At 48.7% G+C, this 26,633-nt stretch carries 21 protein-coding genes; 6 read left to right on the top strand and 15 right to left on the bottom strand.

Translation table 11 applies throughout. The features are described 5' to 3' along the window. Nucleotides 1-94: 94 nt before the first annotated feature. From C943_RS14900 to C943_RS14860, 8 genes are all read right to left on the bottom strand, one after another. A complete protein-coding gene (locus C943_RS14900) occupies nt 95-1,807 on the bottom strand; it encodes a peptidase associated/transthyretin-like domain-containing protein (RefSeq protein WP_008629342.1) in 1,713 nt (570 codons plus the stop codon). Then, nucleotides 1,794-2,762, bottom strand: coding sequence for a FecR family protein (locus tag C943_RS14895; RefSeq protein ID WP_008629341.1), 969 nt, complete (start codon nt 2,760-2,762; stop codon nt 1,794-1,796). Before C943_RS14895 ends, C943_RS14900 begins: the two co-directional genes overlap by 14 nt. Further along, nucleotides 2,759-3,340, bottom strand: a complete 582-nt coding sequence (locus C943_RS14890; protein WP_040480836.1) for an RNA polymerase sigma-70 factor — start codon at nt 3,338-3,340, stop codon at nt 2,759-2,761. Before C943_RS14890 ends, C943_RS14895 begins: the two co-directional genes overlap by 4 nt. A gap of 926 nt (nt 3,341-4,266) precedes the next feature. Then, complete coding sequence (locus tag C943_RS14880; protein ID WP_008629336.1) at nt 4,267-5,085, bottom strand: queuosine precursor transporter; 819 nt, start codon at nt 5,083-5,085, stop codon at nt 4,267-4,269. 181 nt (nt 5,086-5,266) lie between these two features. Continuing rightward, a complete protein-coding gene (locus C943_RS14875; protein ID WP_008629335.1) occupies nt 5,267-6,184 on the bottom strand; it encodes a ribonuclease Z in 918 nt (305 codons plus the stop codon). A 2-nt stretch (nt 6,185-6,186) separates the two neighbouring features. Next, complete coding sequence (locus C943_RS14870; RefSeq protein ID WP_008629334.1) at nt 6,187-6,567, bottom strand: STAS domain-containing protein; 381 nt, start codon at nt 6,565-6,567, stop codon at nt 6,187-6,189. 30 nt (nt 6,568-6,597) lie between these two features. After that, nucleotides 6,598-7,533: a phosphoribosylaminoimidazolesuccinocarboxamide synthase gene (locus tag C943_RS14865; protein ID WP_008629333.1), complete on the bottom strand. Its 936-nt coding sequence runs from the start codon at nt 7,531-7,533 to the stop codon at nt 6,598-6,600. An 83-nt stretch (nt 7,534-7,616) separates the two neighbouring features. Continuing rightward, on the bottom strand, nt 7,617-8,735 hold the full coding sequence (locus C943_RS14860; protein WP_008629332.1) for a toxin-antitoxin system YwqK family antitoxin: 1,119 nt from the start codon (nt 8,733-8,735) through the stop codon (nt 7,617-7,619). A gap of 928 nt (nt 8,736-9,663) precedes the next feature. On the opposite strand from C943_RS14860, the gene C943_RS14855 reads away from it, so the two are divergent. The 3 genes from C943_RS14855 (at nt 9,664) to C943_RS21530 (ending at nt 14,004) form a co-directional block, all read left to right on the top strand. Then, nucleotides 9,664-10,227, top strand: coding sequence for a PepSY-associated TM helix domain-containing protein (locus C943_RS14855; protein ID WP_008629330.1), 564 nt, complete (start codon nt 9,664-9,666; stop codon nt 10,225-10,227). Between the two features lie 1,209 nt (nt 10,228-11,436). Continuing rightward, a complete protein-coding gene (locus C943_RS14845; RefSeq protein ID WP_008629327.1) occupies nt 11,437-12,600 on the top strand; it encodes a baeRF7 domain-containing protein in 1,164 nt (387 codons plus the stop codon). A gap of 183 nt (nt 12,601-12,783) precedes the next feature. Continuing rightward, on the top strand, nt 12,784-14,004 hold the full coding sequence (locus C943_RS21530) for a DUF5692 family protein (protein ID WP_157198563.1): 1,221 nt from the start codon (nt 12,784-12,786) through the stop codon (nt 14,002-14,004). 367 nt (nt 14,005-14,371) lie between these two features. Here C943_RS21530 and C943_RS14835 read toward each other — a convergent pair whose 3' ends face one another. Further along, the gene (locus C943_RS14835) at nt 14,372-15,028 is read right to left on the bottom strand and encodes a DUF6266 family protein (RefSeq protein ID WP_040480831.1); all 657 of its coding nucleotides are present in this window, start codon (nt 15,026-15,028) and stop codon (nt 14,372-14,374) included. Nucleotides 15,029-15,804: 776 nt separating this feature from the next. Between C943_RS14835 and C943_RS14825 the strand changes: the two genes are divergently transcribed. The 3 genes from C943_RS14825 to C943_RS14805 all read left to right on the top strand — a co-directional run bounded on the left by C943_RS14825 (nt 15,805) and on the right by C943_RS14805 (nt 20,186). Continuing rightward, nucleotides 15,805-16,683: an ORF6N domain-containing protein gene (locus C943_RS14825; protein ID WP_008629322.1), complete on the top strand. Its 879-nt coding sequence runs from the start codon at nt 15,805-15,807 to the stop codon at nt 16,681-16,683. A gap of 1,106 nt (nt 16,684-17,789) precedes the next feature. Next, a complete protein-coding gene (locus tag C943_RS14810) occupies nt 17,790-19,061 on the top strand; it encodes an ATP-binding protein (protein WP_008629317.1) in 1,272 nt (423 codons plus the stop codon). A 342-nt stretch (nt 19,062-19,403) separates the two neighbouring features. Then, complete coding sequence (locus tag C943_RS14805) at nt 19,404-20,186, top strand: hypothetical protein (protein ID WP_008629316.1); 783 nt, start codon at nt 19,404-19,406, stop codon at nt 20,184-20,186. A gap of 129 nt (nt 20,187-20,315) precedes the next feature. Here the strand turns inward: C943_RS14805 and C943_RS14800 are convergent, their stop codons facing one another. From C943_RS14800 to C943_RS14775, 6 genes are all read right to left on the bottom strand, one after another. After that, complete coding sequence (locus tag C943_RS14800; protein ID WP_008629315.1) at nt 20,316-21,098, bottom strand: LytR/AlgR family response regulator transcription factor; 783 nt, start codon at nt 21,096-21,098, stop codon at nt 20,316-20,318. Nucleotides 21,099-21,101: 3 nt separating this feature from the next. Continuing rightward, nucleotides 21,102-22,127 (bottom strand): sensor histidine kinase, encoded by a 1,026-nt coding sequence (locus C943_RS21525; RefSeq protein ID WP_008629314.1) that lies wholly within the window; start codon nt 22,125-22,127, stop codon nt 21,102-21,104. 150 nt (nt 22,128-22,277) lie between these two features. Further along, the gene (locus C943_RS14790; RefSeq protein WP_008629313.1) at nt 22,278-22,961 is read right to left on the bottom strand and encodes an ABC transporter ATP-binding protein; all 684 of its coding nucleotides are present in this window, start codon (nt 22,959-22,961) and stop codon (nt 22,278-22,280) included. Continuing rightward, entirely contained in the window at nt 22,958-24,205 is a 1,248-nt protein-coding gene (locus tag C943_RS14785; RefSeq protein ID WP_008629311.1) for an ABC transporter permease, read from the bottom strand. The genes C943_RS14790 and C943_RS14785 overlap by 4 nt, the downstream gene beginning before the upstream one ends. Beyond that, nucleotides 24,202-25,311, bottom strand: a complete 1,110-nt coding sequence (locus tag C943_RS14780; protein WP_040480825.1) for an efflux RND transporter periplasmic adaptor subunit — start codon at nt 25,309-25,311, stop codon at nt 24,202-24,204. The genes C943_RS14785 and C943_RS14780 overlap by 4 nt, the downstream gene beginning before the upstream one ends. Next, nucleotides 25,308-26,630 carry a TolC family protein gene (locus tag C943_RS14775; protein WP_008629309.1) on the bottom strand — a complete coding sequence of 441 codons (1,323 nt, stop codon included), beginning with the start codon at nt 26,628-26,630 and terminating at the stop codon, nt 25,308-25,310. The genes C943_RS14780 and C943_RS14775 overlap by 4 nt, the downstream gene beginning before the upstream one ends. Nucleotides 26,631-26,633 lie beyond the last annotated feature (3 nt).

Below are 26,633 nucleotides of genomic sequence, written 5' to 3'. Positions count from 1 at the left end.
ATTGGTTTCGTTTCAATACCAAGACAATTGAGGAAGGGGAGACCCCTATTGATAATTGAATCTTTTTTAAAAAATATATGATCGATGAATTCAATCAAAAAAACCTCAACCCAGCCCGGGCACCGACCCATAGTTGGCTGGCCAAGTTGTATTCGGGGAACGTGTTTTCCCGGAGGCTGGCGGGATTGGTGTAGGTGAATAGTGTCGGGTGGTCCTGATAGGTGCTGTCGTACACCCGCCAATTGATACTGGGGCCGAGGTAGAACCCAAAGCCTTTGACAAACTGGTGCTCGATGCCCACGTAGGCCTTGTTGATCAGGTTGAGGGCCATGACGTTGCCGTTGTTGAGTTGGGAGGAGGAAAACTCGATGTTGAGGAAAGTCTTCCGGCCAATGCGCGGTGAGGTTCCGATGCCATAGCCAAAAGCCCAGACTGTCGTATCCGCATTTTCCGGTCTTACTCCTGCAAAGATCATGTTGTAAAATGACCGCGTGCCCGTCCTTAGGGAAAGGTTGAGCGGAAGGACCTCATCGGCCCCAATTTCGACTTGGTGATAGCCCTTGCGCACGAAGCTGATCAAGCCAATCGGCGTCCCGTGGATGCTGTCCGCATAGTTGAGGAGTCCGAGTTGGACGCCGCGGACATTGTTGCCAATGTTGAGGATAGGGCTGATTTGGACGCCATTGATGTTTTTGCCCGCATAGTTTGCCAACAAAGATGCTTGGCCTCCATTGATTCCCTTGCCCGCCACGTTGATGAGTCCGGCGAGTTGGGCCCCGCGGACCTGGCCGAGGTTGAAATTGATCAAACCTGCGGACTGTACCCCTTCGACGTTGGAGTAGGTCAGGTTGGCCAAGCCGGCTAGTTGTGCCCCGCGGACGTTTCCGCTCACCTGGTTGAAAAGTCCCGCTGCTTGGACATATTGGACGTTGCCGCTGCTGAGGTTGAATAAGCCACCCAATTCGAGCCTGTTGGTCCCGCCCGAGAAGCCACCAAGCAGGTTGATCGAGTAGTCGTTGGACACGCTGCCGGAGATTTTTCGGTTGGTGCCGACAAAGGGAACAAGGGAAGCCTGGAATCCACGGTGCAAGGTATCGCGGACGTTTTCGAGGTTGGTGAAGCCCACCGAGTTTTTGGTCCAGGCCCAGAAGTTCTTCACAGGCTTGGCGATCGTTTCCCCGATTTCGGAAAAATCAACCTCCTTGGCCTGGAGCAGGATTTTGTTGAATGCATTGTTTTTGTCCTTGATCACCAGGGTTTCCGAGTAGTCTTGTTTGGTGACCACCAATTCTAGACTATCCAATGCAGGGTTTTTCACCGACAATTCGAAGAAACCATACTCGTTGGTCGTGGAGGATTTGAGCGTAATCGGATCGTAGACGGTGGCGTCGCGGATGGCTTTACCGGTTTTTTTGTCAATGACATAGCCACTGACGAGCAAATCTTTGGAAGACGTGGATTTTGGCGTGAGGATGACGTAGACGCCCTTCTGTTTGATCTCTACTTTGCCTTCAAAAACAAGCTCCAGGACTTCACGGAGGGGTTGGTTGGCAAAATTCCCGGTAATGGTTCGTGTCACATCGATTGCCGAAGGGCTGTAGGAAAATACGCAGCCGCCTACCTCCGACAAGCGCTTGAGAAACAGGTCCAGTCTTTCTTGCTTCGCTGTGATGCTGATTTTTCTTTCGAGGACGGGGATGTCTTGGGAAAATGCGCTACCCTGGAGCAGCACCCAAAGGCAAAAAACCAGCCCCGCCCGCAAACTGAAGTTCCCGATGCCCGCTTTCAATGGTTCAAAAACAGCCATTTCCTTTGATGATTATTCTTTCATCGATCGTTTGCACCTCCAATCCTAGGGTTTCGGAAATGATCCCGAGGATGGTTTCCAGACTTTCGTTTTCGAAGGCGACCGTCAGCTTGCAGCTTTCAATCGGTCCTTCCAGCACAATGGTCTTCCCATATACTTCCTGCAATTTCCCGACGATTTCGGACAGGCTTTCTTCTTGGAAATCAAAGTTTTTGGTCTTGAAAGATGCGGCGTTTGGATCTGCTTCGACTTTAGCGAAAGTGGCATCCAGACGGTTGAAGGTTGCCTTTTCACCCGCCGATATCGTGATTCCTTCCGTTTCTTTGGTATACAGGCGTACCATGCCTTCGATCACGCTGACCTCGAAAATGGTTTTTGCAGGGTTGGCATTGACCTGGAATACGGTGCCGATATCATCAATCAGCAATCCGCTCGCTTCTACCGTCCAGTTTACCTTTTTGTCCTCGGGGATGCTGATCAGCGCTTCCCCTTCGAGGCGGATGGTTCCGGTTTTCCGGCGCTCATTGTAGGTAATGGAAACCTCGGATTGGCGGTTGAGTGCAATCTCTGTCCGGTCGGGCATCAGGTGGGTTTGCACCTCGTTTTCACTTACAAACTGGAATTCCTCCTTTTGGAGCCAGGGTTTGAAGAACAAAAGCGAAAGCCCCAATACCAAGACCACACTTGCCGCAATGGACCACATGGGGAAAAAGAAGTGGGTTTTTCCTTTGCCATCGATTTGGGAGCGCACGCTGGCCCAGGCTTTTTCGGTATCGAAGTCCACCTCTCCCGGCAAGGTCGCCTTTTCGAATATCAACCGCGCATCGTCGAGGTATTTCTGGTTGTCCGGCGAAAGGGCACACCACTCCTCCAACTCACGGATTTGGGTCTCCGTGGCTTCACCGACAATGTACCTGCCGATCAGATCTTCGATATGTTCTGTCGCGCCGTTCATGGTTCGAGCATGTGTCCCATCAGGATGATGATCAGTGGCAAATAGTCCTTCAACTGTATCCGCATCAACTTCAGTGCTTTGCCCATTTGGTTTTCAACCGTCTTGACGGAGAGGTTGAGTTGGTCTGCGATTTCTTGGTATTTGAGTTCCTCAAAGCGGCTCATTTTGAAAATCAGTCGACACTGTTCGGGGAGCGTTTGGAGTGCTTCCTGGATTTTGGTTTCCAATTCGGCACGTATCGTCAGGTGGTCAGAGGCCTGTGTCAGCGGTTCTCCCTCGGCCATGACCTGATTGGCGTGGATTTGCCGGACCTTTTGGCGTTTGAGCTCATTGAGGCAGGCGTTGCGCACGGACCGGTACAAATAGGCCTTCAGGGAGGTGTCCACCTCGATGCTTGCCCTTTTTTCCCAAAAGCTGATAAAGGTGTTTTGCACCACTTCCTCCGCCACATCCGGGTCGGGGAGGTAGGAATGGGCAAAGCGGCAAAGTGGCTTATAATGGGTCTTGAACAGCATTTCGAACGCAGGTATGTCGCCTTGGCGGATGGAAGAAAAAACCGATTGATCCGTAGCCTGCATGAAAAAGGTTTGCTTTCCGTGCAAGATAGGATTTTGGTTCCTTTTAATAAAGAAACCTGAAAGCGTGTTTACCCCTATGTGTGATTGTAGATAATTTAACCGTTGGCCTGAGAATTTATGATTGGTACCCCAAGCATTTCAAATGACAAAAAGGTTCACGTAGCGGACGGAGCGATTTCGCCGAGGGCGCCGCGCGAGAATTATTCCTGTCACAGGTGACGCAGCTTGCGGATACCGATGGCCATTGGGAGAGCTTCTCGTGTATCAGGGAGACCGCTCATTCCTACCATTGACAAGAATCCCAACATCAATAGTTCAACCCCTTTGGGGTTGATCCAAATTTGCATTACATTCTACCCCGGGTTGCTACCCGGGGCTATTCAAGGTTCAACCCCCGTTGGGGGTTTGGATCTTTTGTCATTGCCTTTCTCTAAATGCCAAATTTTAAAGACTCCGAGCTGGACGGGATTACCATTCTCTTTTTCTCTTGTTACTTTTTTCTTGACAAAAAAGTAACCAAAAAGTCAAGAAAGTCCGATCCTAGGCTAACGCACGATGCCCGCGCCGGCCCGGCGGACTTTCATTCCCCCGCGCATCCTAACCAGGTGCTTTGTACAGTTTGGGGGATTGACCACCTCTCACCGACCCTCCCCTGTGGGTAAAAGTTGAGCTATTAAATGATGAATGACGACCTCATTCCCAATTAGGCCCCAGTTTAAGAAAAGGACTTAGTTTGTTACCTCGAGTGAGGAGGGGTCTATTATCCAGGCCAGATTAGATTCCTCTTTCCTACCAATGACAATATTGATCCCGAAGAGATAATGTTCAACCCCTATGGGAGTTAGGGTTTGATTGGTATTTCCAGTAAGGGGATGCCAATTCCCCAAAGTCGCGTTGAGGGTTTGCCCGCTTGCAGTGGTTATCTCCTAAAGGAAGGAAGTATCCGAAGATGCTTCCTTGGTCATTTTTTCGGCGGCTTCCTTGCCTAAGTAGCGGTCGATGAGGTAATGCCCGAGGTACAAGAGCGGCGTCAACATAATCGCCACGGAAAACTTGTACACATAATTGATGATGCCGACTGAGGCCACTTGGGCGATCGACCAATTCCCAAAAACATAAAAAGCGATTCCCAATACCACAAAGGAATCAATCATTTGGGAAACCAAAGTCGAACCCGTCGCCCGCAGCCAAATCATCCGGGGTCCGGTGACTGCCCTCAGTTTTTGGAAGACAAATACGTCGATCAATTGGCCGAGAAGGAATGCCGTGAGCGAACCGATGATGATGCCTAGGCCCTGCCTGAAAATCGTGTTGAAGGCGTAATTGATGTTGAAATTATTGCCCTCCGGGTCGGGTGTATTGACTTCGAGCCAAAACGAAGCGGGGGGAAGCACCGTGACGATTGAGATGACAAGGAAAACATATGCGATCAGGATTGCCGTGATAAAGCTGATTTTGCGGACGCCTTTTTTGCCAAAATACTCATTGATGATATCGGTTGTGATGAAGACAACCGGCCAGATTACAGCACCCGCCGTCAGGTTAAAATCCAGCACATAGTCCCCAAATATCTTCCAATTGACGGGTTGGAAGCCCAAGGTCTGTTCCCCGGAGAAGATCTTCACGCCGATGATCTCGGCTAGGATGGCATTGGTTAGGAATATCCCCGCAAGGATGATGAAAAGATTGGTCTTTTTGGATTGGAAGGCCTTTTCGGATTCGAGCTGCTGTTTGTTTGTTTCCACTCTGCGTCGGGGTTGTAGGGGGTCATGTGAATTTCTTTCGCAATAGCAATGTAAACCTTGAAATCGGCCTTTGGTTTTAAGATCGTTTTTTTATCCGGAAATGTGTGAGGGCATCCACTTTTGAAGCTATGAAGGTCATATCGAAAAGTGAAATCCTCGGACGAAATGGCCCGCCGCTATTTCAGTCAATCGTATAGGTAATGCCTTCCTCGCTGAGAAAAGTCGCGGGGAATACCTTTGCTGCTTCCTCCCAAATCGGTGTCAAATCCCGGTACCTGGAGGAATAATGTCCCAGCATCAGGCTTTTGACCCCGGCTGCTTTGGCGATCATACCCGCTTGCTTGGCGGTGGAGTGGAATGTCGAGCTTGCCCGTTCTGCTTCATCTTCGCCAAAGGTAGCCTCGTGGTACAGCATGTCGGCACCGGCAATGTATTCCACCAGGTTTGGATCGTATTTGGTATCCGAGCAGTAGGCGTACCTTCTATTGGGTCTTGGCGCGTGGGTAAATTCAGATGCCGCATACACGATGTTGCCGGACTCGTCCAAGACATCCTGTCCCATCCGCAGCAAATTGATAGCTTCGACAGGTGGGCGATGTTGCTCGACTTTTTCTTTTACCATGTTGCGGAGGCCGTGTTTTTCCTCAACCAAAAAACCCGTGCAGGCGATACGGTGCTGCAGTGGGAAGGAAAATACCCGGAATCCCGGTTCTTCCAATACCAAATGGAATCCTTTGTCCGACAGCGGCACGAAACGCAGCGGGAAACCCAGCTTGGTCTCGCTGTGACGAAGCTGAACCGTGATGATTTCGTCCAAGCCGGGAGGTCCAAAGATTGTCAGGAGTTTTTCCCGCTTGACCAGGTGAAAGCTGGAAATCAGCCCCATCAGGCCATAATAGTGGTCCCCATGGAGATGGGAAATGAATATGAAATCGATCCTCGAGAACTTCAGCTTGAACTTCCGCAATTGTATCTGCGTGCCTTCACCACAGTCCAGGAGCAAATAAGAACTGCCCACGGTCAGCAACTGGGATGTTTGGTTGCGACCGTGGGCAGGTATGGCAGAGTTGCTGCCGAGGATGGTGACCTGGAATTCCAAGCTTAATCTTCGTCTTCTTCTTGATCTCCACCGTCGATTTCATGCATGAAGATGGCTTCAGCTGCCTCTTCCAACGAATCTACCAAATGGAATACCTTGTCCAGCATGGATATCTTGATCAGTTTCATCACGTGGTCCTGTGGGTTGGCGATGATGAAAATGCCCCCGTTGCGGCTAAATTCCCTGTTGCCGACGAGGAGTGCGGAAAGACCGCTGGAATCGGCATATTTCACCTGACTCATGTCGATGATGAGGTTAGGATAGCCTTCTGCCTGCACGGTCAGGAGTTCGGATTTGAGTTTGGGGGAAAGGGCAGAATCGAGTTTTTCCTCCATTGGAGTGAAAACCACATACTGTTCTTTTTTATCAATGGTATATTTCATAATCGGTTTAGGTTTTTCTTTTATGGGGATTTAAATGTGTTCCAATATGGCAGTTTTGATACTTCCCTGCAAATCCTTGTCTGAACATTTGACAAATGGCTCACCGATGATCTTTTCGAAAAGTTCGATGTAGCGATCGGTGATTTCTTCCACGAATGCATCCGGCATTTCGGGGACCCTTTGGCCATCCTTTCCTTGGAAGCCGTTGGCAATCAGCCATTGGCGTACAAATTCCTTGGACAACTGTCTTTGAGGCAGGCCTTCGATCTGAAATGCCTCATAGGTGTCGGCGTAGAAATAGCGGGAGGAATCAGGCGTATGGATTTCGTCGATGAGCAGTATTTCGTCGCCGTATTTGCCAAACTCATATTTGGTGTCGACGAGAATCAGCCCCTTATCCCCGGCCATTTGGCTGCCCTTTTCAAACAGCGCATGGGTATACTTTTCCAGAACGGCATAGTCCTCCGGGCTCACGATTCCTTGGCGCAGGATTTCCTCCTTGGAAATGTCCTGGTCATGTCCTTCGGCGGCTTTGGTAGTGGGGGTGATGATGGGTTGGGGGAGTTTGTCATTTTCCTTCAGTCCCTCCGGAAGCTTTACGCCACAGATTTCACGTTTCCCTGCCTTGTATTCCCGCGCCGCATGTCCGGCCAAGTAGCCCCGGATAACCATCTCCACTTTGAATGGCACGCATTTTTTGCCTATCGTGACATAGGGATGGGGGGTAGCCGTGACCCAATTGGGCACGATATCCGCGGTGGCGAGCAGAAACTTCGCCGCAATCTGGTTGAGTACCTGGCCTTTGAAGGGGATTGGCCTTGGCAGCACCACATCAAAGGCCGAAATCCTGTCCGTAGCCACTACCGCCAATTTGTCTTCGAAAATATATACATCCCGTACTTTGCCTTTGTAAAACCCAAGCTGTCCGGGGAAGCTGAACTGGGTTTGCTTGATTCCTTTTTCCATGATCGAAACGTGTCAGGCAAAAATAAAAAAATAGCTCGGAAAGGGAGGGTCGCTGCCGTAATTTATCCCGGTAAGAAGGGCTTTTATTTTGATTTGGTCTCGACGAGCTTTCCTTCCTCAAAAACCCTTTCCATCAAAAGTTGGCCGTCTTCCCCATAAATCTTCTGTACGCCGTGCATCCTGCCGTTTCGATAGGGTGTACGTTCCTTTTCCTTTCCGTTGGGAAAAAACAATACCGTATCGCCTTCTTCCAGGCCTGACCGGTATAGGCCAAGCTTTTCCTTGGCGCCATCGGGGTAAAAAGTCTGGATTTTCGAAAGCTTTCCCGCAGCGTCGAAACTGGCGATCTCGCGTACGGTTCCCGCCTCGTAGTAGCTTGTGATGTCGCCCGTCAGGATACCCCTTTGGTATTTTCCTGTTTCTTCGATTTTGCCATTTTCGAAGTAGCTTTCAAACGAGCCTACGGGCACGCCTTTCTTGTAGGTTCCTCGCCGCGCGACTTGGCCGTTGGGATGGTAGAAGAGCGCTTCGCCTTCCTGAATGCCCTGTTCGTAGTAGAGTTTCGACTTTGCGGATCCGTCTTCATAATAGGTGAATTGCTCGCCGTGCAATTGGCCTTTTTGGTAGTTTGCCTCGGCGACGCGATTTCCGGCTTCATCAAATTGGCTTCGCTTGCCGTCCATGACGCCCGATTGGAAATTGAGCCGCTCTTTGATGTTGCCGTTTTCGTGGTACAAGATCGTTTCCCCATTGGGCCGGTCTTGGGCAAACTGGGCCTTTTGCTTGATTTGGCCGGATTCGTAGTAGGTCAGGACCTCGCCTTCGATTTTGTCATTGCGGTAGCTGAGGACTTGGGATAATGCACCTTCGGGGTAAAAGCTCTTGGAAATGCCCTCCTTTCGGTTTTCGATATAGTTGATAAACCGCAGGGTATCCTGTGTCTCTGGATAGAAATCCACAAAAATTCCTTCCTTTTTACCGTTGACGAGGGTGCCCGTTTGGGCGAGTTCGCCGGAGGGAAGAAAAAGCTTGTAGGCACCTTGGGGTACGCCGTTGATTTTGGAATAGACTTCCCGGAGCATCTTTTTGTCCTCGTCGTAGTAGGTGCGTACCTCTTCCTGGGAGAATGCGGTGCCAAAGGCGACAAGGAATATAGTCCAACCCAACAATGCTTTGAGGGCGATATATCCGGAAAACTTCATGGGAGGTGAATTAAGTAATTGAGGATTAAGTGCTCGAAAGATATCAAATGAAGGGAGGAAATCAAAAGCAGCAGAGGTCAGTGTTCAGTCGCAGTATACAGAGCTCAGTGGTCAGTTGCAGTTTGCAGATTGAGTTGTTCGTGAATTTTTGGATGTTTGGTTTCTCGCAAAGTGCGCGGAGGCGCAAAGGAAAGTAGTTTGCAGAGGTCAGTGTTCAGTCTCAGTGTTCAGTGATCAGTATACAGTCTCAGCTGGCAGTTGGAGGTATTCGCGCATTCGTGGCTATTCGTTACTTGTGAGTAAGGATTGGTTTCTTGCTGGCGTTAGGCTCCATTTGAGATTCTTGGCGTCTTCGCGTCTTTGCGTGCGATTTATTTAGAGAGTCGCATTTCTCGCAAAGGGCGCGGAGGAGCAAAGGAAAAGTAGAGGTCAGGGTTCAGTCGCAGTATTTAGAGTTCAGTGGTCAGTTGCAGTTTGCAGATCGAATTGTTCGCGCATTCGTGGCTATTCGTTACTTGTGAGTAAGGATTGGTTTATTGCTGGCGTTAGGCTCCATTTGAGATTCTTGGCGTCTTCGCGTCTTTGCGTGCGATTTATTTAGAGAGTGGCGTTTCTCGCAAAGGGCGCAGTGGAGCAAAGGAAACAGAGGTCAGTGTTCAGTCTCAGTGTTCAGTGGCAGTCGGAGGTATTTTGGCATTCGTGGCTATTTTTTCTTCTGAATGAGGCTTGGGTTCATGGTGATGGTAGACATGCCGTTGGATTCTTGGCGTCTTCGCGTCTTTGCGTGCGATTTTTCCTTTTTGCGCGCTTTGCACCTTGACTGTCTTTGCGAGCGGGGTCTTTTTTGGGTGCTGTGGTGCAGACCGCTTGAGGAAAATCAGGGTTTTCGGCTCCGAATTTATTTATTTTCGCCCCAACAATACCGACGATGGACCCGATTTCCAAAAAAGCCCAACATACACGCAGTTACCGCAGGATACACCGCTGGTTTAGCATGGTGTCTATCCTTTTTTTGGTGCTTATCGCGGTGACGGCCATTTTGCTGGCTTGGAAGAAGCAGTGGAACCTCGTGCCGAAAACCCAACAATCCAAGACTGAGATGACGGGCAGTTGGATCCCCGTGGAGGAAATGATTGCGGTCGGTCAGGCCTATGTGCGGGACAGCCTCGGCAAAAGCACCGAGCTCGACCGGGTGGACATCCGTCCCGACAAGGGTATAGCTAAGATCGTGTTCAAATGGCATTTTACCGAAGTGCAGGTGGATGGGTTTTCAGGGGAGATTTTGTCCATCAGTCAGCGCAATTCCGACCTGATCGAAAAGATCCACGATGGAAGCATCTTGGATTTCTTGGCGGGTTCGGATGGAGAGACAGCGAAGTTGACCTATTCGACGCTGACATCCGGGGCATTGCTGCTACTGGCATTTACCGGATTTTTTCTGTGGTATTGGCCGCGGGTGATGAAAAGGTTGAAGCAGAGAAGGGTGAGGTAGAGAGGAGAAGCGAGAAGCGAGAGACAAGAAGCAAGAGACAAGAAGCAAGAGACAAGAGGCAAGAAAAAAAGAGGCGAGACAGGAGGTGGTAGAGACGAGAGACAAGGACCAAGCGATAAGGAGCCCCAAAGGCGCGTCATCACCTAGCAAAGGGTGCAGCACTTTGCTTCGCGATAGGCGAGACGCATTTTTACATGCCTATACAGACCAGGGGATCGAAACCACCGCGAAGCGGGTGGAACACCAATAGCCACTGGTAAGGTCCTTCGGCAATTTTTTTCTTCAGGGTATACCTTATGCACCGCAACCCGGGGAAAAAGAAGGCGTCGTCGTTTTGGATTTTTTGGGAGCCGAATGTTCAAGATTGGATTTGGGTTTTCACCAAAAACCGGGAAGGGATGAAGGCAAGAGACGAGATATAAGAAGCGAGTGGTATGTGGCGACACAGACCAAGGTAAAGGAACCACAAAAGGCACAAAAAAGATCAAAAGGTTGGGCAGTCCGATCCTATCAGCCAACCAAGTCCTGGCCGGCCCGGCGGACTTTCATTCCCTACTCGCGATCTGACCAAGTTCATTTTGCCGTTTCAAACCTGGTAGCTTCGTAGGCGATTTATATTTCGCCAAATCTGCAAAGGGCTGGGGTTCAGAGGGAAGTTTAAGTAGGCAGTGGCGGTTTTTGGTAGCAGTTTACAACAGTAGGAAAATGACGATTCGTGCGTTCGGGGCTATCCGGGGAAATTAAAGACCCAGCCGAGCGGGAACCAGATTGGAAAGTGGTCTCTGAGACAAAGATCACGGTGTGGGCCCGGGAAGATGTCTTTGTAATTGAATGATCCCAAACGCACTTATCTGAAGGTTTGGGGGATTGCTGGTTTTTAGACTCTAAGGATAGGATTAAAAATCCTTTCCAGAGCTGTTCGGAAAATCCCAAAAAGCAGGTGCAGTATTGGTATTAGCCAATTAGAGATTGAAGGCATTGATTCAATCGGTAAACTTGAAACCTTGTCGATGGCTTTCGTGATTTTCGCCTGAACGCCATTTGGTAGATCAAGCTGTGGGGTCTGGGCTTCTATTTTTATTCTTTTGTAATTTTATGTGTATTTTATAGTACAATACTTTGGGTTTTTAGCTAATTTGATAAAATATTAATGTTTAAAAAATTCTATCGACATTTCAGTATTCACCAGTTAACAACTCTCAAAATAACATGAAAATTTTTGACAAAAGCCAGTTCGTCGAACTTTCCAAGAAATCAGGGTTCCCCTTCATTTCGATCTACACGCCTACTTCTAGGCTAAGCACAACGGCCTACAAAGACGACAAAACACATTTGAAAAACCAACTTCAGGAAATTGAGGACCGCCTCAAGGCCGAAAAAGGGTTTGACTGGAAAGAAGCTGAAAACATACTCGCCCCCGCGTACGGTTTGCTCGACGACGAGGAATTTTGGATGCACAATTCTGACATGTTGGCAATTTTCCTCTATGGTGGCAGCATGGAGTATTTCCAAATGCCTTTGGATATCGCCCAAGCCCAACATTTTATCGGATCCAAGCCCATGCTTCTCCCAATGATTCCCGAGCTGTCAGACGACGGGCACTATTATCTATTACTCCTCAACCTGGAAAATCTGCACCTGTACGAAGCCACAAGGAATTCGATTCGGGAAATAGTCGATGACGAAGTTGCTGCTTCGTTTACCGAGGATGAAGAATCAGAAGATAGACAGAAGACTATGCAGGTACGAAGTGGTGGCAGCGGCGGCAGCCAATTCCATGGCCAAAGTGAAAGCTCTGACGAAGAACGCAAGAAAAGGATTTTCAAGTTCTTTCAAAAGGTCAACAACAATCTTGTCCCCCTCCTCAACAAAAATCCGCTTCCGCTCTACTTGGCTGGAGTAGAGTATTTGATCCCGATCTACAGGGAGGCAAATGACTATGGCTACCTGAAGGAGGAACACATCACAGGCGCCTTCAACCACAATGACATGATGGTCCTCCATGCAAAGTCTTGGGAAATTGCGGCGCCGTATTTTGAAAAAGAGCGCCTGGAAAGAAAGGACAGTTTCGGGCTTTATCTATCGCGGGGCTTGGCCATCCACAATGACAAACTGAAGCTTATCAAGGCAGCATTGACGGGCGGGGTCGACACCTTGTTGGTGGATTCCGACCACCACCACCTTTGGGGCACTTATGATGAAGCGACCCACACGATCGATGTTTCCGAAAGCCAAGAACCCGGCATGCACTGCCTGATTGACGAAGCAGCAGCAAAGGTCATCGACTATGGTGGAAAGGTCTACCTGACGACGGGCGACATGATGCCTCCGGAAAGCTCGGCGATAGCTGGGTTACTACGATATCCACTTTGATTGGAATGAAGAAGCAGGACTTAAAATCCTGCTTCTTTTTTTTTGGCGTCTACTTTACTAAGGAGGACAAAGCTTGGGTTTTGTTTAGTATGAGTACTTTTTCAAAAGACATCTTCCCAAAGAACGAATTGACCGGATTGAATAAATCACAAACAATAAAAACCATCAACTAATTACTTTATTATGAAAAATTCATTCTCCAGTAGAAGAGTGTTCCAAGTATTATTTGTTGCACTGATTGCATTCATGGGCACCCTAGACAAAGTATTTGCGCAGGGACTGCCCGGAGATCACGGGCGTTGGATAGGCACCTTGGAGGGATCCATGGTGGATAGCCAAGGGAGTGGTTTGGTCTATGATTTCCAATTCAAAGAAGACGGGACTGTCGACGTGGAGAAAAGTTTGACGGTCAGTAAGCTAAAACAAACCTTCAATTGGACGATGGAGGGCGAAAACATCGTCCTCTCGGGAGAAGCTTCAGGCCCCATAGGTGAATTGTCCGACAGAACCATCACTTACATCGATGACACACGGTACGAGTTCAAACATGTAGATGGTATCACTGACGTAGAAATCCGAAAGAGCAAACCCTTTTGGTCATGGATGCATCTGGTGTTTTTGTTTGTCGTCCTGATGGTTGGAAATGAACTGTCGAGGTACTACAAAGGGGTCTCCTACTTGCTCTATTTCATCCTCCCGATTGCGTTGATCCCTCATTGGATGAAAGCCGGATTTGATGGTTGGTTTAGATGGATCAAACTGTACTCTGCGGTAGCGGGCAGTGTGTTTACCATGATCTTCAGGTTCCACAATATCGACGGAAAAACATGGGCAAAATTCGTCGTTATGCTGATTTTGGCTATCAATATTGCAGAAGCGGTCTTGCAGGATTTTTCACAACCCGATTTGCCTAACTTGATCAACGGGATCGCAGGCGTGCTTTGTATGATAACTATTTCAAGGTGGAAGGGGGTCAAGAGAGACGAGCAAAAGCCACATGATATGCTTTGGCCGGGTATGACCACATTTTGGATCTTGGCCTATGATATTTGGAACATCACCTTCGTGTATATCAATTTCCCAAATACGGTCGCATTTTCATTTATCGTGCTGTTGGCACCGACAGTTGCCGCGATATGGATCAAGAAAGGCACCTATCTACAGGCTAGGGCATTTACTTTGGCGATATATATGATGTACTTGTTTAGCTTCAAAGCCTTTGCAGACAACAGTCTTGGATTGACCTTTGTAATCCCGATGCCAAGGTCAGAAGGCCTGGTAATGGCGATGGCATTGGTCAGCTTGGCCATGAATGCGGTCTATTTTGTGTTGCACTATAGATGGAGATTTACTGGAAAGGCTCCTTCGAATATTGAAGTTGGACAGAGTGAATCTGTACTCTAAAAGGCATTTCATTCGAATTGAATTTAAAAGGCTATCCTGAGGTGGGATAGCCTTTTTGATGATGCATCCATGCAGGTTTTATAACATCTCCTTGAGGTTAAGAAAAATACCTGAAGCACCATGGACATCTCTTCCATCATCCAGCCCGATGTTACACCTGTTTTTTGGACCGATCATAAAGTCCGATCCTATCGGCGCGCTGGCCGGCCCGGCGGACTTTCGTTCCCTCCCGCGATTTAACCAAGTACTTTGTGCAGATCAAGATCACTGAGCCCCAAAGGGGCGGCATCACCAAGCGAAGGGTGTAGCCCTTCGCTGTGGCGACAAAGACCAATGCATAGTTACATCGACAGGAACACCCTCCCGGCTACACCCGACCGAGGTAGACAGAATCGGACAATTGGGTTTTCTTGGTACGGGAGTTTTCCCGACTGAAGGCCAGGTAGACATGCCAAGTTCTGCTTCTTTGGGATTCGGGAAGTGGGAAAAGCATCTTTCCTTCTTCCCTCGATTTGCCGTAGGAAACCCAATCGCAAAATTCATCTTCCGGGTGGTGGATGACCACAAAGGCCCGGTCCCAAGGCTTGGCATTTCCAACCCAGGAGTGTTCGGTCCATGTGAGCAAGATTCCATCCTCTACGCGTGTCGCTTTTGCTTCGAAGGGAGGCATGAGTGAACCGCTGCTTACCTTCAGCAACGCGGGGGAGAGTTTGTGGGCGCGGCCATCGGCTTCGAAAGCCTGATTTAGGGTTTGGGAAAGACAGGCATGAAAGGGCCTGCGGGCACCGGTGGCCAATTCTTGGTATCCGAATTGGATGACTTTCTTCAAGGGCTTGAGGTACTTTTGCGCGAGGCGCATCTTGCTTTGGTTGAGTTTGGAAAGCTCGGATACAGCTTCTTTTTGGGCTTTGGTGCGGGCGTGGGGGGCTTGGCGTGCGTAATTTTTGCCGTCGATTTCGTAGTACACGATGCGTCCCATTTTACCACTCAGATTGCCTGAGGGTGAATCAGTTACAGTTGCCATAGCGGTATGATTAAGGGTGAACCTAAAATTACTATGAATTAGTTGATTTTCAAAAATCGATGAATTAAATTTATCTTCATAAACGCTGTCTTCAGAAATCCCTTGGTACAGACTGGAGGAAAGCGGTAGGTCGGAAGGAAATATTCGCCGTTTTTGAGGGCGGTAAGTGTGGCCTGTCACTCATGTTTGATCGCCGTACTTTTTTGGAAAGATCGTATTGCAGGCAGTTCCTTCACGCACTTTTTCGCAAAGCTTTCGGACAGTATTTGTACAGTGAAAGTACAATGCCCTACTGGAGTTGGACTGGATTTAGACTGGACTTGGACTGGAGATGGACTGGTCAAGGATCGGGTGGGGGTCGGGTCAGTGTCCGATGAGCACCGGGACATGGTCTAGACTGCTACGGCTTTGGAACGGGACTGGGGTAGCTTAAGGGTAGGTGGGTAAGGTCAGAGGCGAGTTGCAAGAAGCAAGAAGCAAGAAGCAAGAAGCAAGAGGCAAGAAGCAAGAGGAAAGATGCGAGAGGAAAGATGCGAGAGGCGGGATGCGAGAGAAAAGAGTGGACTGTGGCGATAGAGGCCAACGGTTTTTTAATGAGTCCGATTAAATGTTTTTATCAAATTCCCCAAAAAATACCTTAAACACGGTATATGACTGTTTTATCGAATGGACTAAATTAGTAAAATTAGATGCTTTATTCAATTGGTATTTTCTTGTTCCATCAAAAAACAAGAACTGTCCGTCGGAGGGAGTTTCTGCCTTAAATCCAAGATTAAATGGAATTGATCTCGTTGGAAAAAATTCAAAATCGAATCTTTACTGTTAGGGGTGTTCAGGTTATGCTCGACAAAGATTTGGCGTCTTTCTACAATGTAAAACCGATTAGGCTACGTGAGCAAGTTAAAAGAAACCCCAACCGTTTTCCGGATGACTTCGTGTTTTCTTTGGACGAAAAGGAGGTGGTGTACTTGGTATCGCAAAATGCGATACCTTCCAAACAAAGCCTTGGAGGAAGTTCGCCTTTGGTATTTACAGAGCAAGGTGTCGCAGCTGTTTCAGGTGTGATTAAAAGCGAAAAAGCTGATGAAGTGAGTGTGGCGATTGCACGGGCCTTTGTCGCTATGCGCAAGTTTTTGCAAAACAACGCCTCAATTTTTCAGCGCCTTGACCAAGTAGAACTAAAACAACTCAAAACAGACGAGAAGCTGGAGCAGATTTTCAAAGCCTTGGAAGCTGGCAAGCCTGAGCCCCAACATGGCATCTTTTTCGATGGACAAATTTTTGATGCCTATGTGTTTGTGGCAGATATCATCAAAAAGGCAAAAAATGACATCATCCTTATGGACAACTATGTGGACGAATCTGTCTTGAACCTGCTTTCAAAGCGTCCGAAAAACGTCACTGCCACCATTTACACCAAACATATTGGTAAACAATTCTTGCAGGACGTTCAGAAGTACAACAGTCAATATCCGGAAATCAACATTCAGGCGTTTGCGGAGGCCCACGACCGATTCCTGATTATCGATCAGAGCGAACTGTACCATATTGGTGCCTCGCTCAAAGACCTCGGAAAAAAGTGGTTTGCGTTTTCAAAGATGGATTCCTTGGTAAGTGAGGTCTTGATGAAATTGAAAAATGGCGTGGAGAATTGAGTGACTGAAAAGTCCAAACCCACATCCCATTCAGCAACTATTTGGTACTCCAAAGATCGTAGAGGGGCTGAGAATGCTAAGAAGCCACTGACAATCCTAGCGGCGCATCAGCTTGGCCTGTGCGGACACAAACAACAGGAAAGAAACCACCCCGGAGTGGGTGGAATATCAATAGCCCCGGGTAAGGTGCTTCGACAATTCCTTTCTTCCCGGTATACCTTATGCGCCGCAACCCGTTGAAAAAGAAGGTATTGTCGTTTTGGATTTTTTGGGGAGGGATTGTTTTGACGGCCAGCAAGGCTATAAATGAACCTTGATCCTTTTTCCCCTGTTACTTTTTTTCTTGTCAAAAAAAGTAACCAAAAAAGACAAGAAAGTCCGATCCTATCAGCGCACAAGGCCCTGGCCGGCCCGGCGGACTTTCATTCCCCCGCGCGATCTAAGGAAGTACTTTGTGCAGATTCAGGTATAGAAATAATACTGCCCGTTCTCGCCAAGCATATGAAAGAATATCAGGAATCCACCCCGAAGCGGGTGGAACTCTCAATAGCCCCGGGTAAGGTGCTTCGGCAATTCCTTTTTTCATGATATACCTTTTGCACCGCAACCCGGGGAAAAAGAAGGAAGCGTCGTTTAGGATTTTTGGGAGCGGAAAGGATGAGGATGGATTTGGGTTTTCACCAAAAACCGGGAAGGGATGAAGGCGAGAGACGAGATGCGAGAGGCAAGAAACAAGAATCAAGAGGAAAGATGCGAGAGAAAAGAGTGGACTGTGGCGACAGAGGCCAAGGGAAAGGGTTTTTTAATGTGTCCGATTAAATGTTTTTATCAAATTCCCTAAAAAATACCCTAAACACGGTATAGCGCGGAATTCGGTAAACGATTATTTTAGCGAAATAAGAAGGTGGCAGTTTTTGGGCTGTCGTATCTAGGAATCCTTTGATCTTGACGAAATAGCAAATCCAGGTTCCGATTAAGGATCAATCCCTGAGCCTGTTTTAGGTGGGGACAAGGAAAAGTAAGATATACATTGGATTATACATGGTAATTTGGAGTTATATGGAAGGGTTTGCTTTGGGTGTATACATGTTTGTGCAATATTAAAAATGAGCTTCAAACACTTTAGGACAACATATTACAGAGATAGGGATTCAACGATCCAATTAAGTGGTAAACTTAATGCCTTTAATATAAAAGACTTTTGTACTGCTCTCGAAAGGTTTTATTCATCAGGGAAATCTAATTTAACAATTGATCTTGAACGAGTTGAAAGAGCCTATCCAAGTGGCGTTTTACCAATAATTACAAGCCTAGACTTAGCCAGAGACAAGGGGGTGAAAATTTATGTGAAGCTTCCGAATAATGACAATACAAGGAAACTTTTCCGAAGTGTAAACTGGGCTCATTTTCTCTCACCAGAGCAGTTTGAAAAGTCTGAGTCAATACATGACCGACATTTAGTAACCCGCAGATTCGAAAATGCGGAACAACAAAAAGCAGTCGTTGATGATTTCATGGATGTCGTTTTGCGAAGTATGGCTATTCCCCGCGATATAATTTCTGGTCTTGAATGGTCTATAAACGAAATAACTGACAATGTTCTGAATCATTCAGAATCCAAACATGGAGGCATAGTTCAAGCAAGTACATATCCAAAAGACCAAACAATCGCATTTGCTGTGGCAGATTCGGGAAGAGGGATTCTTAAATCAATGCAGGAGGGATTTCCAACGTTAAGGACGGATATCCAGGCCATCGGTGAAGCGATTAAGGCAGGTGTAACACGTAACCCTAAGTTTGGACAAGGAAACGGTCTTGCAGGTTCATTGAAAGTTACGACATTAACAGGCGGCTCTTTTGATATTACTAGCGGAGCTGGACGATTCGTAGTTACTAATGAGCAAACATTACGGAAACCACTTTTTAATGGCCATTATCAAGGCACTGTTGTTTGTGGCCAAATCAAAATCACAAATGATTTTAAAGTATCAGATGCGCTAGATTTTGGCACAGGTATTAAATACATTCCAGTTGACATTGTTGAAATGCAATATGAAATGGAGGACAAGGATTGCTTGATTTTAAAAATGAAGGAGGAAACTACTGGTTTTGGCACCCGTAAATCTGGACTTCAAATCAGGACAAAGTTGAAGAATCTCCTAGATGCTCAACCAACCTATCCATTAGTAGCAGATTGGGAAGGTGTCCCTGTAATTTCTAGCAGCTTTGCAGATGAAGTAATGGGTAAGTTATTTATAGAATTAGGAGCCTTGACATTTACTTCACGAATTAGGAACGTAGGGATGGAACAACTAATTCATGGCCTACTTGACAAGGCAATTGGTCAAAGATTGACACAGGAAAAAGATGATGAATAAACACTGCACACCAGACGGGAAACCGTCGCGCAGCTTTCCTTTGAATCAAGGAAGTAGCTGTTTTTTAGCGAGGTGCCGGATTTTTGAGGCAACAGGAACAAGAGATGCGTTATCCTCATTAGCAGTACTAGACCTCGGTATAGCCCTGCAACCTATCTGGCGCAGTTCAAGTGACTCATTGCATCCGGAATTTGGTTATTGGTGTTAAAACCCTGAACTTAATTTCTTGAATTTACAGGGGGCATAAAAACGTAGGCGGAGAATCCCTATTGGCTTTTTTTATTGTTTTAGTATCGGCAATCTTGAAAAACACCTTACAAATCGTAAACTAACACTCAGAGAATGGAAAAATGTTTTGTAATTCAACCTTTTGACAAAGGCAAATTTGATAAACGATTTGTCGACATTTTTGAGCCTGCAATTCTTAATGCTGGATTTGAAGCATATCGCATCGACAAAGATTTAAGCGTTAGAATTCCAATCGACGATATTGAGAAAGGAATTTCAGAGAGTGCAATTTGCTTTGCGGAAATTACTACGGATAATCCGAACGTTTGGTATGAACTAGGTTTTGCTTTCGCATGCAACAAGGACGTTGTTATGGTTTGCTCAGACGAACGACAAGGTAAGTTTCCTTTTGACATTCAACATAGGCATGTAATTACCTACAACACAGGTTCGACAAGCGACTTCATAACTTTGGGTGATACGATTACGCGGAAAATAAAGGCGTTTCAAACAAAATCAAAAACAGTTCGGCAATTAAATGCTACACCTGTAATTGAAACTGAAGGATTGAAAGGGCACGAAATTGCTTTATTGATATTGATAATGGAAAATCAAGTGTCGTCGGAAGACAGTACTTCAATTTTTGGACTAAGAAATGAAATGAATAAGGCTGGCTATACTGACATTGCAACAAGTGTTGGAATAAGAACACTTTCCAAAAATGGCATGATTGAAACATTTAAAGAAATTGAACATTGGAACAATGGCCAAGAGTATATTGCTTGTAGGCTGACGCAAAAAGGTGAAGATTGGATATTATCAAACCAAGACCAGTTACAATTTCGTCGGACAAATAACACGCAAACAAAAATCGAGGATGATGAGCTTCCATTTTGACGAATTGAGAAGAAGGCCAGCAAAGACAAGATGTTAGCCCTTGCCTCCTGTGAACCAAAGAGGCAGCTATTTTTTTAGAAGAAATGGACTATTTAGGGGAAACTTACAGAAACTCACCTCCCCACCCACTTACTCACCCCCCAGCATCCAGCGCTTGAATTGGGGGCTGCGCTCGCGGCTGATTTCGACGGATTGGAGCAGGGGGTTTTTGAGGGATACCTCAAGGCCCTTGTAGGTGGGTTTGATCTGCTTGACCTCGTCGATGCGGATGATGGTTTGCCGGTTGGCACGGAAAAAAACCGCAGGGTCCAGCTTGCTGTCCAGTTCCTCCATGGTCTGAAAGTCCGTGATGTACCGCTTTCCTTCCCGGGAAATCAAAAAGATGAGTTCTTCCTTCACGAAGCCCGAAACATCTGCGATTGCAATGGGCACCAGGCTGTTGTGGACGGTTACCAGCAGCCTTTCGAGGTAGACTTTTCCGGATTTGACGCGCTCCAAGGCCCTGCGGAGCTCCGGAATGGCAAAGGACTCCCGCCGTTTGCGGAGCTTTTCCAGCGCATTTTGGAGTTCCTTTTTTTCGATGGGTTTCAGGAGAAAATCCACGCTGTTGACCTCGAAGGCCCGAATCGCATATTGGTCAAAAGCTGTCGTGAAGATCACCGGACACTTGGGTTCGTAGCGCTTGAACAGGTCAAAGCTGATGCCGTCCGCCAACTGGATATCGGAAAAAATGATGTCCACCTCCTGGTCCTTTTCGAACCAATCCAAGGCTTTCTTCACGCTCGGCAGTATGGCCAATAACTCCGCCTGTGGCAGCAGCTCCAGGATGTGTTTTTTCAGGCCATCCGCCACCAAGGGCTCATCTTCGAGGATGAGGATTCGGATCGGTTCGTTGGGGGAAAAGCCGTTCATAGGTCAGGAGGATTGGGGGATCAAAGGAATGATGACAGCAAACTTGCCCGGGCTGGACTCGGTCTCCAAGGCTTGGGGACTGAGGTAGCTATAGAGTTTGGCGAGGTCGGCGAGGCCTCTCCCGTTGGATTCCAAGACCTGTACCTTGGGATGGATCGAATTGCTGACGCAGAGCGTTTGCCCTTCAGCCTTAATCTCAATCCGCAGCGGATCTTCGGGATCGATGGCGTTGTGCTTGATGCAGTTTTCCAACAGGATCTGCAACGTGACGGGAACGATTCCCCCGTTTTTGGCTTCCTCGGGGATATCGATGGAGATGTCGACTCCTTTGCCAAAGCGGGTTTCCAGCAAGAAAACAAAATGTCCGATAAACGCGAGCTCTTCCCGCAGCGGTACAAGCGATTTGTTTTCGTGCAGCAGCACATAGCGGTATACCTTGGACAAGTTGGTCACATACTCCGAAGCCAGCGCAGGCTGATCGATGATGAGGCTGTGCAGTGAACTCAGGGAGTTGAAGAGAAAATGCGGATTCAGTTGGTTTTTGAGGTTGTCAAATTGGACTTGGGTCTTTTCCCGCTCCAGTCGCTCGGCATCGAGGAGACTTTTTTTCCATTCGTTGAAGAAATATTTTCCAAAGAAAATGCTGTTGATCAGAAAGGACAAGGTCGCGAAGGTGGCGTAGGTGGTCATGCTGAACATCACGGAAAGCGATCCTTCGAGGTATTTCCCAGCGACCATGAAGAGTACCCTGTTGATGATGAGCATGTAGACAGCCCCAATCAGGAGTTGGACAGCCATGCGCAGCGCCAAACCTTTGGAATAGGGGAGCACGCGGTTCAGGTACCTTTCCATTCCCTTGAAAAACTCCCAGCTCAGCACCAAAAACAGGAAGGAAAAGCCGATTGTCTCCGGGGGAAACTCGCCTTTTAGCCCCAAGTCGTCCCACAGGAGGTAGCGCGCCAATCCACTGAATAGGGTGACGAATGCGATGATGGCATATTCGATCCAAATGTTCTTCTTGATCTTCATCTTGCGCGTTTAGGGCGTAGGTTACGTGTTTTTTTTGGTCCTGTCAACTGAGGGGACAGGGAATTCCAGTTTTCAAGGCTTCGTTCAAAGCCCCGGACATAGGCTTGGCGCTGCGCATCCCTTTCATTGACAAGCCTCCAAAATCCGAATTTAGGAAATGATCCGGCCATCTTTCATCTCGATGATGCGGTCTGTCTTTGCTGCGAAATCATCGTCGTGCGTGACGGTGATGATGGTTTGGCCCAAGTCCCGGGTAAGTTTCCGAAAGGTATTGAAAACAATGTTGGAATTGACCGAATCGAGGTTTCCTGTTGGCTCATCACCCATGATCAGCAGGGGATCATTGATGAGTGCCCGGGCGATGGCCGCCCGCTGCTGCTGTCCGCCGGAAAGCCTCGAAGATGCTTTTTTGGCTTGGTCGGCGATGCCGAGCAGGTCGAGTTTCTCCATGGCCTTTTGGCGGATCACTTCCTCGGAATGTTTCTTGAGCTTGAGCGCCGGGATCATCACGTTCTCGAGGGCGGTGAACTCGGGCAGCAGGAAGTGAAATTGGAAGACAAAGCCGATGTGTTCGTTGCGGAAGCGGGCGAGGTAATCCGGTGACTTCCCAGTGAGTTCCTCGGCGTTGATCTGTAGCTTGCCTTCAAAGTCCATGTCCATGGTGCTGAGCAGGTAGAGGAGCGTGGATTTTCCGCTCCCTGATTTTCCGATCAGGCTGAGGAATTCACCCCGCTTCACCTCGATGTCGATTTCCTTCAGGACTTGGAATGTTTCGGGCTCATGGAAATACTTGGTGATTCCCTGGGTTTTCAAAAGGATGTTGTCTGCGCTCATATGCCTCTGATGATTTCGATGGGGTCAATTTTTCCGGCTTTTCGGGAAGGCATCCATCCTGCTACGGCGGTAGTCAGCACGCCGAATACGATGCCGATGAAGTAGTATTTCGAGTCAAAGTTGATCGGGAGGGAGTCCAAAGCGAGCAGTTCCCCGCCATCAAAAGGGACTTGGGCCAAGAGCAGCGAAAAGACATATCCCACCACCAAACCGAGGAGACTTCCCACCAATCCGATGATCAGCGACTGGGTCAGGAAAATCCCCGTGACGTCCTTGGCGGCAAATCCGGTGGCTTTGAGGATCGCGATGTCTTTCATCTTGCTGTAGATGGTCATGTTGAGGATGTTGTAAATCCCAAATCCAGCCACGATCAGCAGCGTGATCGATACCGAGTAGGTCATGATATCCCGGATGATGGCCCCGGCCAGTAGGGTAGAATTGGCTGTCTCCCAATCCTCGGCTTTATAGCCAAAGTTGGCCTGAATGTCCTCTGCTTTTAGGCGTGCTGCCCGGTAGTTGGTGATCTTCAGGTTGAGGTCGGTGATGTAGCTGGCATCCTTTCCCAGGAGTTTTTGGACGGTAGCGAGGTTGGCATAGCTGCGTACATTGTCGATTTCGCCGAGTCCCAACTGGAAGATGCCGACGACTTTCATGGTGTAGATCACCCCTTGGGGCGTAGTGACCATGAGCAAATCCCCCACGTTGGCGGAGAGCTTCTTGGCCAAGCCCGATCCGATGATCAATCCATTGGAAGTGGTTTTCAATGCGGCGAGCGATCCGGCCTTGATTTTGGAGTTGAGGTCAAAGAGTTTGTCTTCTTCGAGGATATCCACGCCTGCGACTGAGCCGTTGAGCTTTACCGGACCGAAGTTGTAAAACACCTGACTGGTCAACCGTGGTGCGACACCGATCACTTCCGGGTCTTTGCGGAGCAGTTCAGCGATTTGTCGTGCGTTGCGGATTTTATCGGACTCGTTTTTGGGCTTTACGCTGTGCACCTGGTTGAGTCCCTCAGGTCGGACGCGATCCAGGAGCGTGGCGCGAGGCTCGGTGATGTCCTTGTAGATGCGGATGTCTGCGGAGGCGATTTTGGTCAGGTCCTCGGTGAAGTTGTTGAGCCCGGTCATCAGGCTGATCATCATGATGTACATCCCGATGCCAAAGGTCACGCCAAGCATGGCGACGATGGTTTGCTTGGGCTTGGACAGCAGGTGGGTTTTGGCGATTTTGAAGATGACGTTCATCGTTTGATCAGGTTTGATTCGGCGCTGAGCCCTTCCAATACTTCTACTTCCGAAAGCGTGCGGATGCCGGTGAGTACCTTGATTTTCTGTTCTTTTCCTTCTTGGAAGACCAAGACGCTATCGCCTGGCAGCAGGAGATTTCCCGGGATGACGAGTGCCTCGGATTTTTCCCGGATGAGGATATTGGCTTCCAAAGCCAATCCCGTCAGGGAAGCGGGGAGACTGTCGCTCAGCTCGGCATCCACCCGCAGCATCTGGTCGACGGGATCGATTCGTGAATAGATTTTGGTGACTTTTGCCCGAAAGGTCTTGTCGGGAAAGGCATCCATTTCCAAGAGGACCTCCTGACCGAGTCTCACGCGGCTGATGTCTTTTTCGTCGATCTTCAGGCTGCCCAAATAGCCCCGGTCTGAGCCGATGACGGCGAGGATGTCTCCCTTTTTGATCAGTTCTCCGGGAGAAAACGGTGACTCATAGAATATCCCGTCCCGATCGCTTTTTACTTGGAAGAAGTCCAATTCATCCTGCACCATGCGCAGGTCTTTGCGGCTGGCTTCGAGGTCCCGGATCACTTGGTCCTGCTTGCCTTTGAGTTGGACGATGCTGCGCTCGAGGCTTTGGCGGGAGGATTCGTACGCCTTCTTGGCATTTTCATATTGGGAAATGGAAGCCGCTTTCTGTTCGTACAGTCTCGATTGTCTGAGCCAAGTCAGGGAGTCGGCGACAAATTGCTCCTTGGCGATGGCTACACCCTTACGGGCTTCTTCCAATACCGGCGAGGACTCGGAAGCATTTCGCTGGGCAATCTCATAGGCGGTCCGTGCGGATTGGAGGCGACTGTCGAGTGCGACACCGGAAAGTGTGAACAGCAGCTGGCCTTTGCGGACGCGCTCCCCTTCGTTGACGAAGGATTCCAGCAGTACCCCTTCGACTTGGGAGCGGATCACTGCCTGGTCGAGCGCCTCAAGGTAGCCTGAGGCATAGACGGCTTCGGTGACGGATTTGGTCTGCGGCGTCTGTGTATTGGGCTCGGCGCAGGAGAGCATGACCGCCGCGATAGCGGATGCAAGGATGGTCATGCGGATTGTTTGTGATAGGTATTTCATCGGTTTTCTGCGTAAGATTGGTTTCGGATGGCAAGCAATGCTTTGGAAGTAAAGTGGTCGGAAAGCGCGATCAGGTATTCTTGCTGTTGCTCGATCCATTCGCGTTCTACCTGCAGGAGCTCATCGACAGATATCTGACCTTCTGCCCACTGAATACCCGCCAACCGGAAGTTTTCGGCATAGAGGTTCAAGAGCGGTCCGAATCCTGTCACAAGTCCTTGGTTTTGGATCAGGTCCGTTTCGAGTCGGTCGCGTTCTTCGGTAAGTAGTTCACGGGTGCGCTGTTGCTGTTCTTTGGATATCTGCCAGTCCAGATAGGCAGTTTTGGTTTTGAGTCTTTTGAAGTTCCCTTGGAAAATGTCCCAATTCAGGCTCAGGCCAATGACGCCGACTTCAAAAGTGCCGGCCTCGCGCAGGCCAAATTCGTTGCCCAAGGCCTGTTGGAAGAACTGTCCGCTGGCCGCAAGCCTCGGCAGGTGCTTGGCCCGGGAATTTTTCCAGGATTGTTCATTCATATTGACCAGGAGATCGGCTTTTTTCCATTCGGGCAGTGCCGCCAGTTCATAGTCCGCAAATGCGGGCTTCAGCTCTGATGCCTTGATCTTTTCGTCAAAATGCAGTATCAGTTCTCCGGCGCCAATCAGGCTGCGCAGGGTTTGCCTGGCCTTCTCCTCCTGTTTTTTCTGTCTGGACACTGCGTTTTGGGCGGCAAGGGCCGTTGCTTGGATCCTTTGGAAGGGCAGCGGCTCCATTTCCCCGGTTTGGTAGGTAATTTCCGCGAGCCTGTAGATAGAGTCCGACAGGTGGTGCCGTGCTTCCGCAAGTTTTCGGCTTTCCTGATGGAGCAGGAGCTGGTAGTAGGCCCTGGCAATGTCCTCGGTCCAAGCCTGTTCCTGTTGGGAGATATCCTGCAGGTTGTAGCGGGACCGCAGGCGCTCCGTTTTGATCCTGCTCCAGAGCTCAGGATCAAAAAGCGGCAAGGAAGCTTCAATGCCGGTGCTTGTTTGGAATTGGGTGCCAAAGCGGATTTCCGTAAAGGTACCTGGCTCGCCACCCACCGCCTCTGATGGCAGGAGCTGCACGGGAAGCTGGAGGTAGTTGTCCCAAGTGGCGAACAGGCGTACTTTTGGAAGGAGCTCGGCGCTGCTCAATCGGGGGGCATAATCTTGCTGCTGTCCCTGCATTTTCCAGATCTTTTGCTCGGGGGCATTGGTCTTGGCGAAGAGCAGTACCTCTTCGAGGCTGTGGAGGTGGATTTCTTGGGCCTGGAGTGGGAGGCAACTGAGGTAGACCACTCCGACCGCAAGAATAATTCGCATAAA

It is taken from the genome of Mariniradius saccharolyticus AK6, assembly GCF_000330725.2.
Taxonomy (GTDB): Bacteria; Bacteroidota; Bacteroidia; order Cytophagales; family Cyclobacteriaceae; genus Mariniradius; species Mariniradius saccharolyticus.
This window is presented reverse-complemented; position numbering and strand designations above follow the sequence as displayed.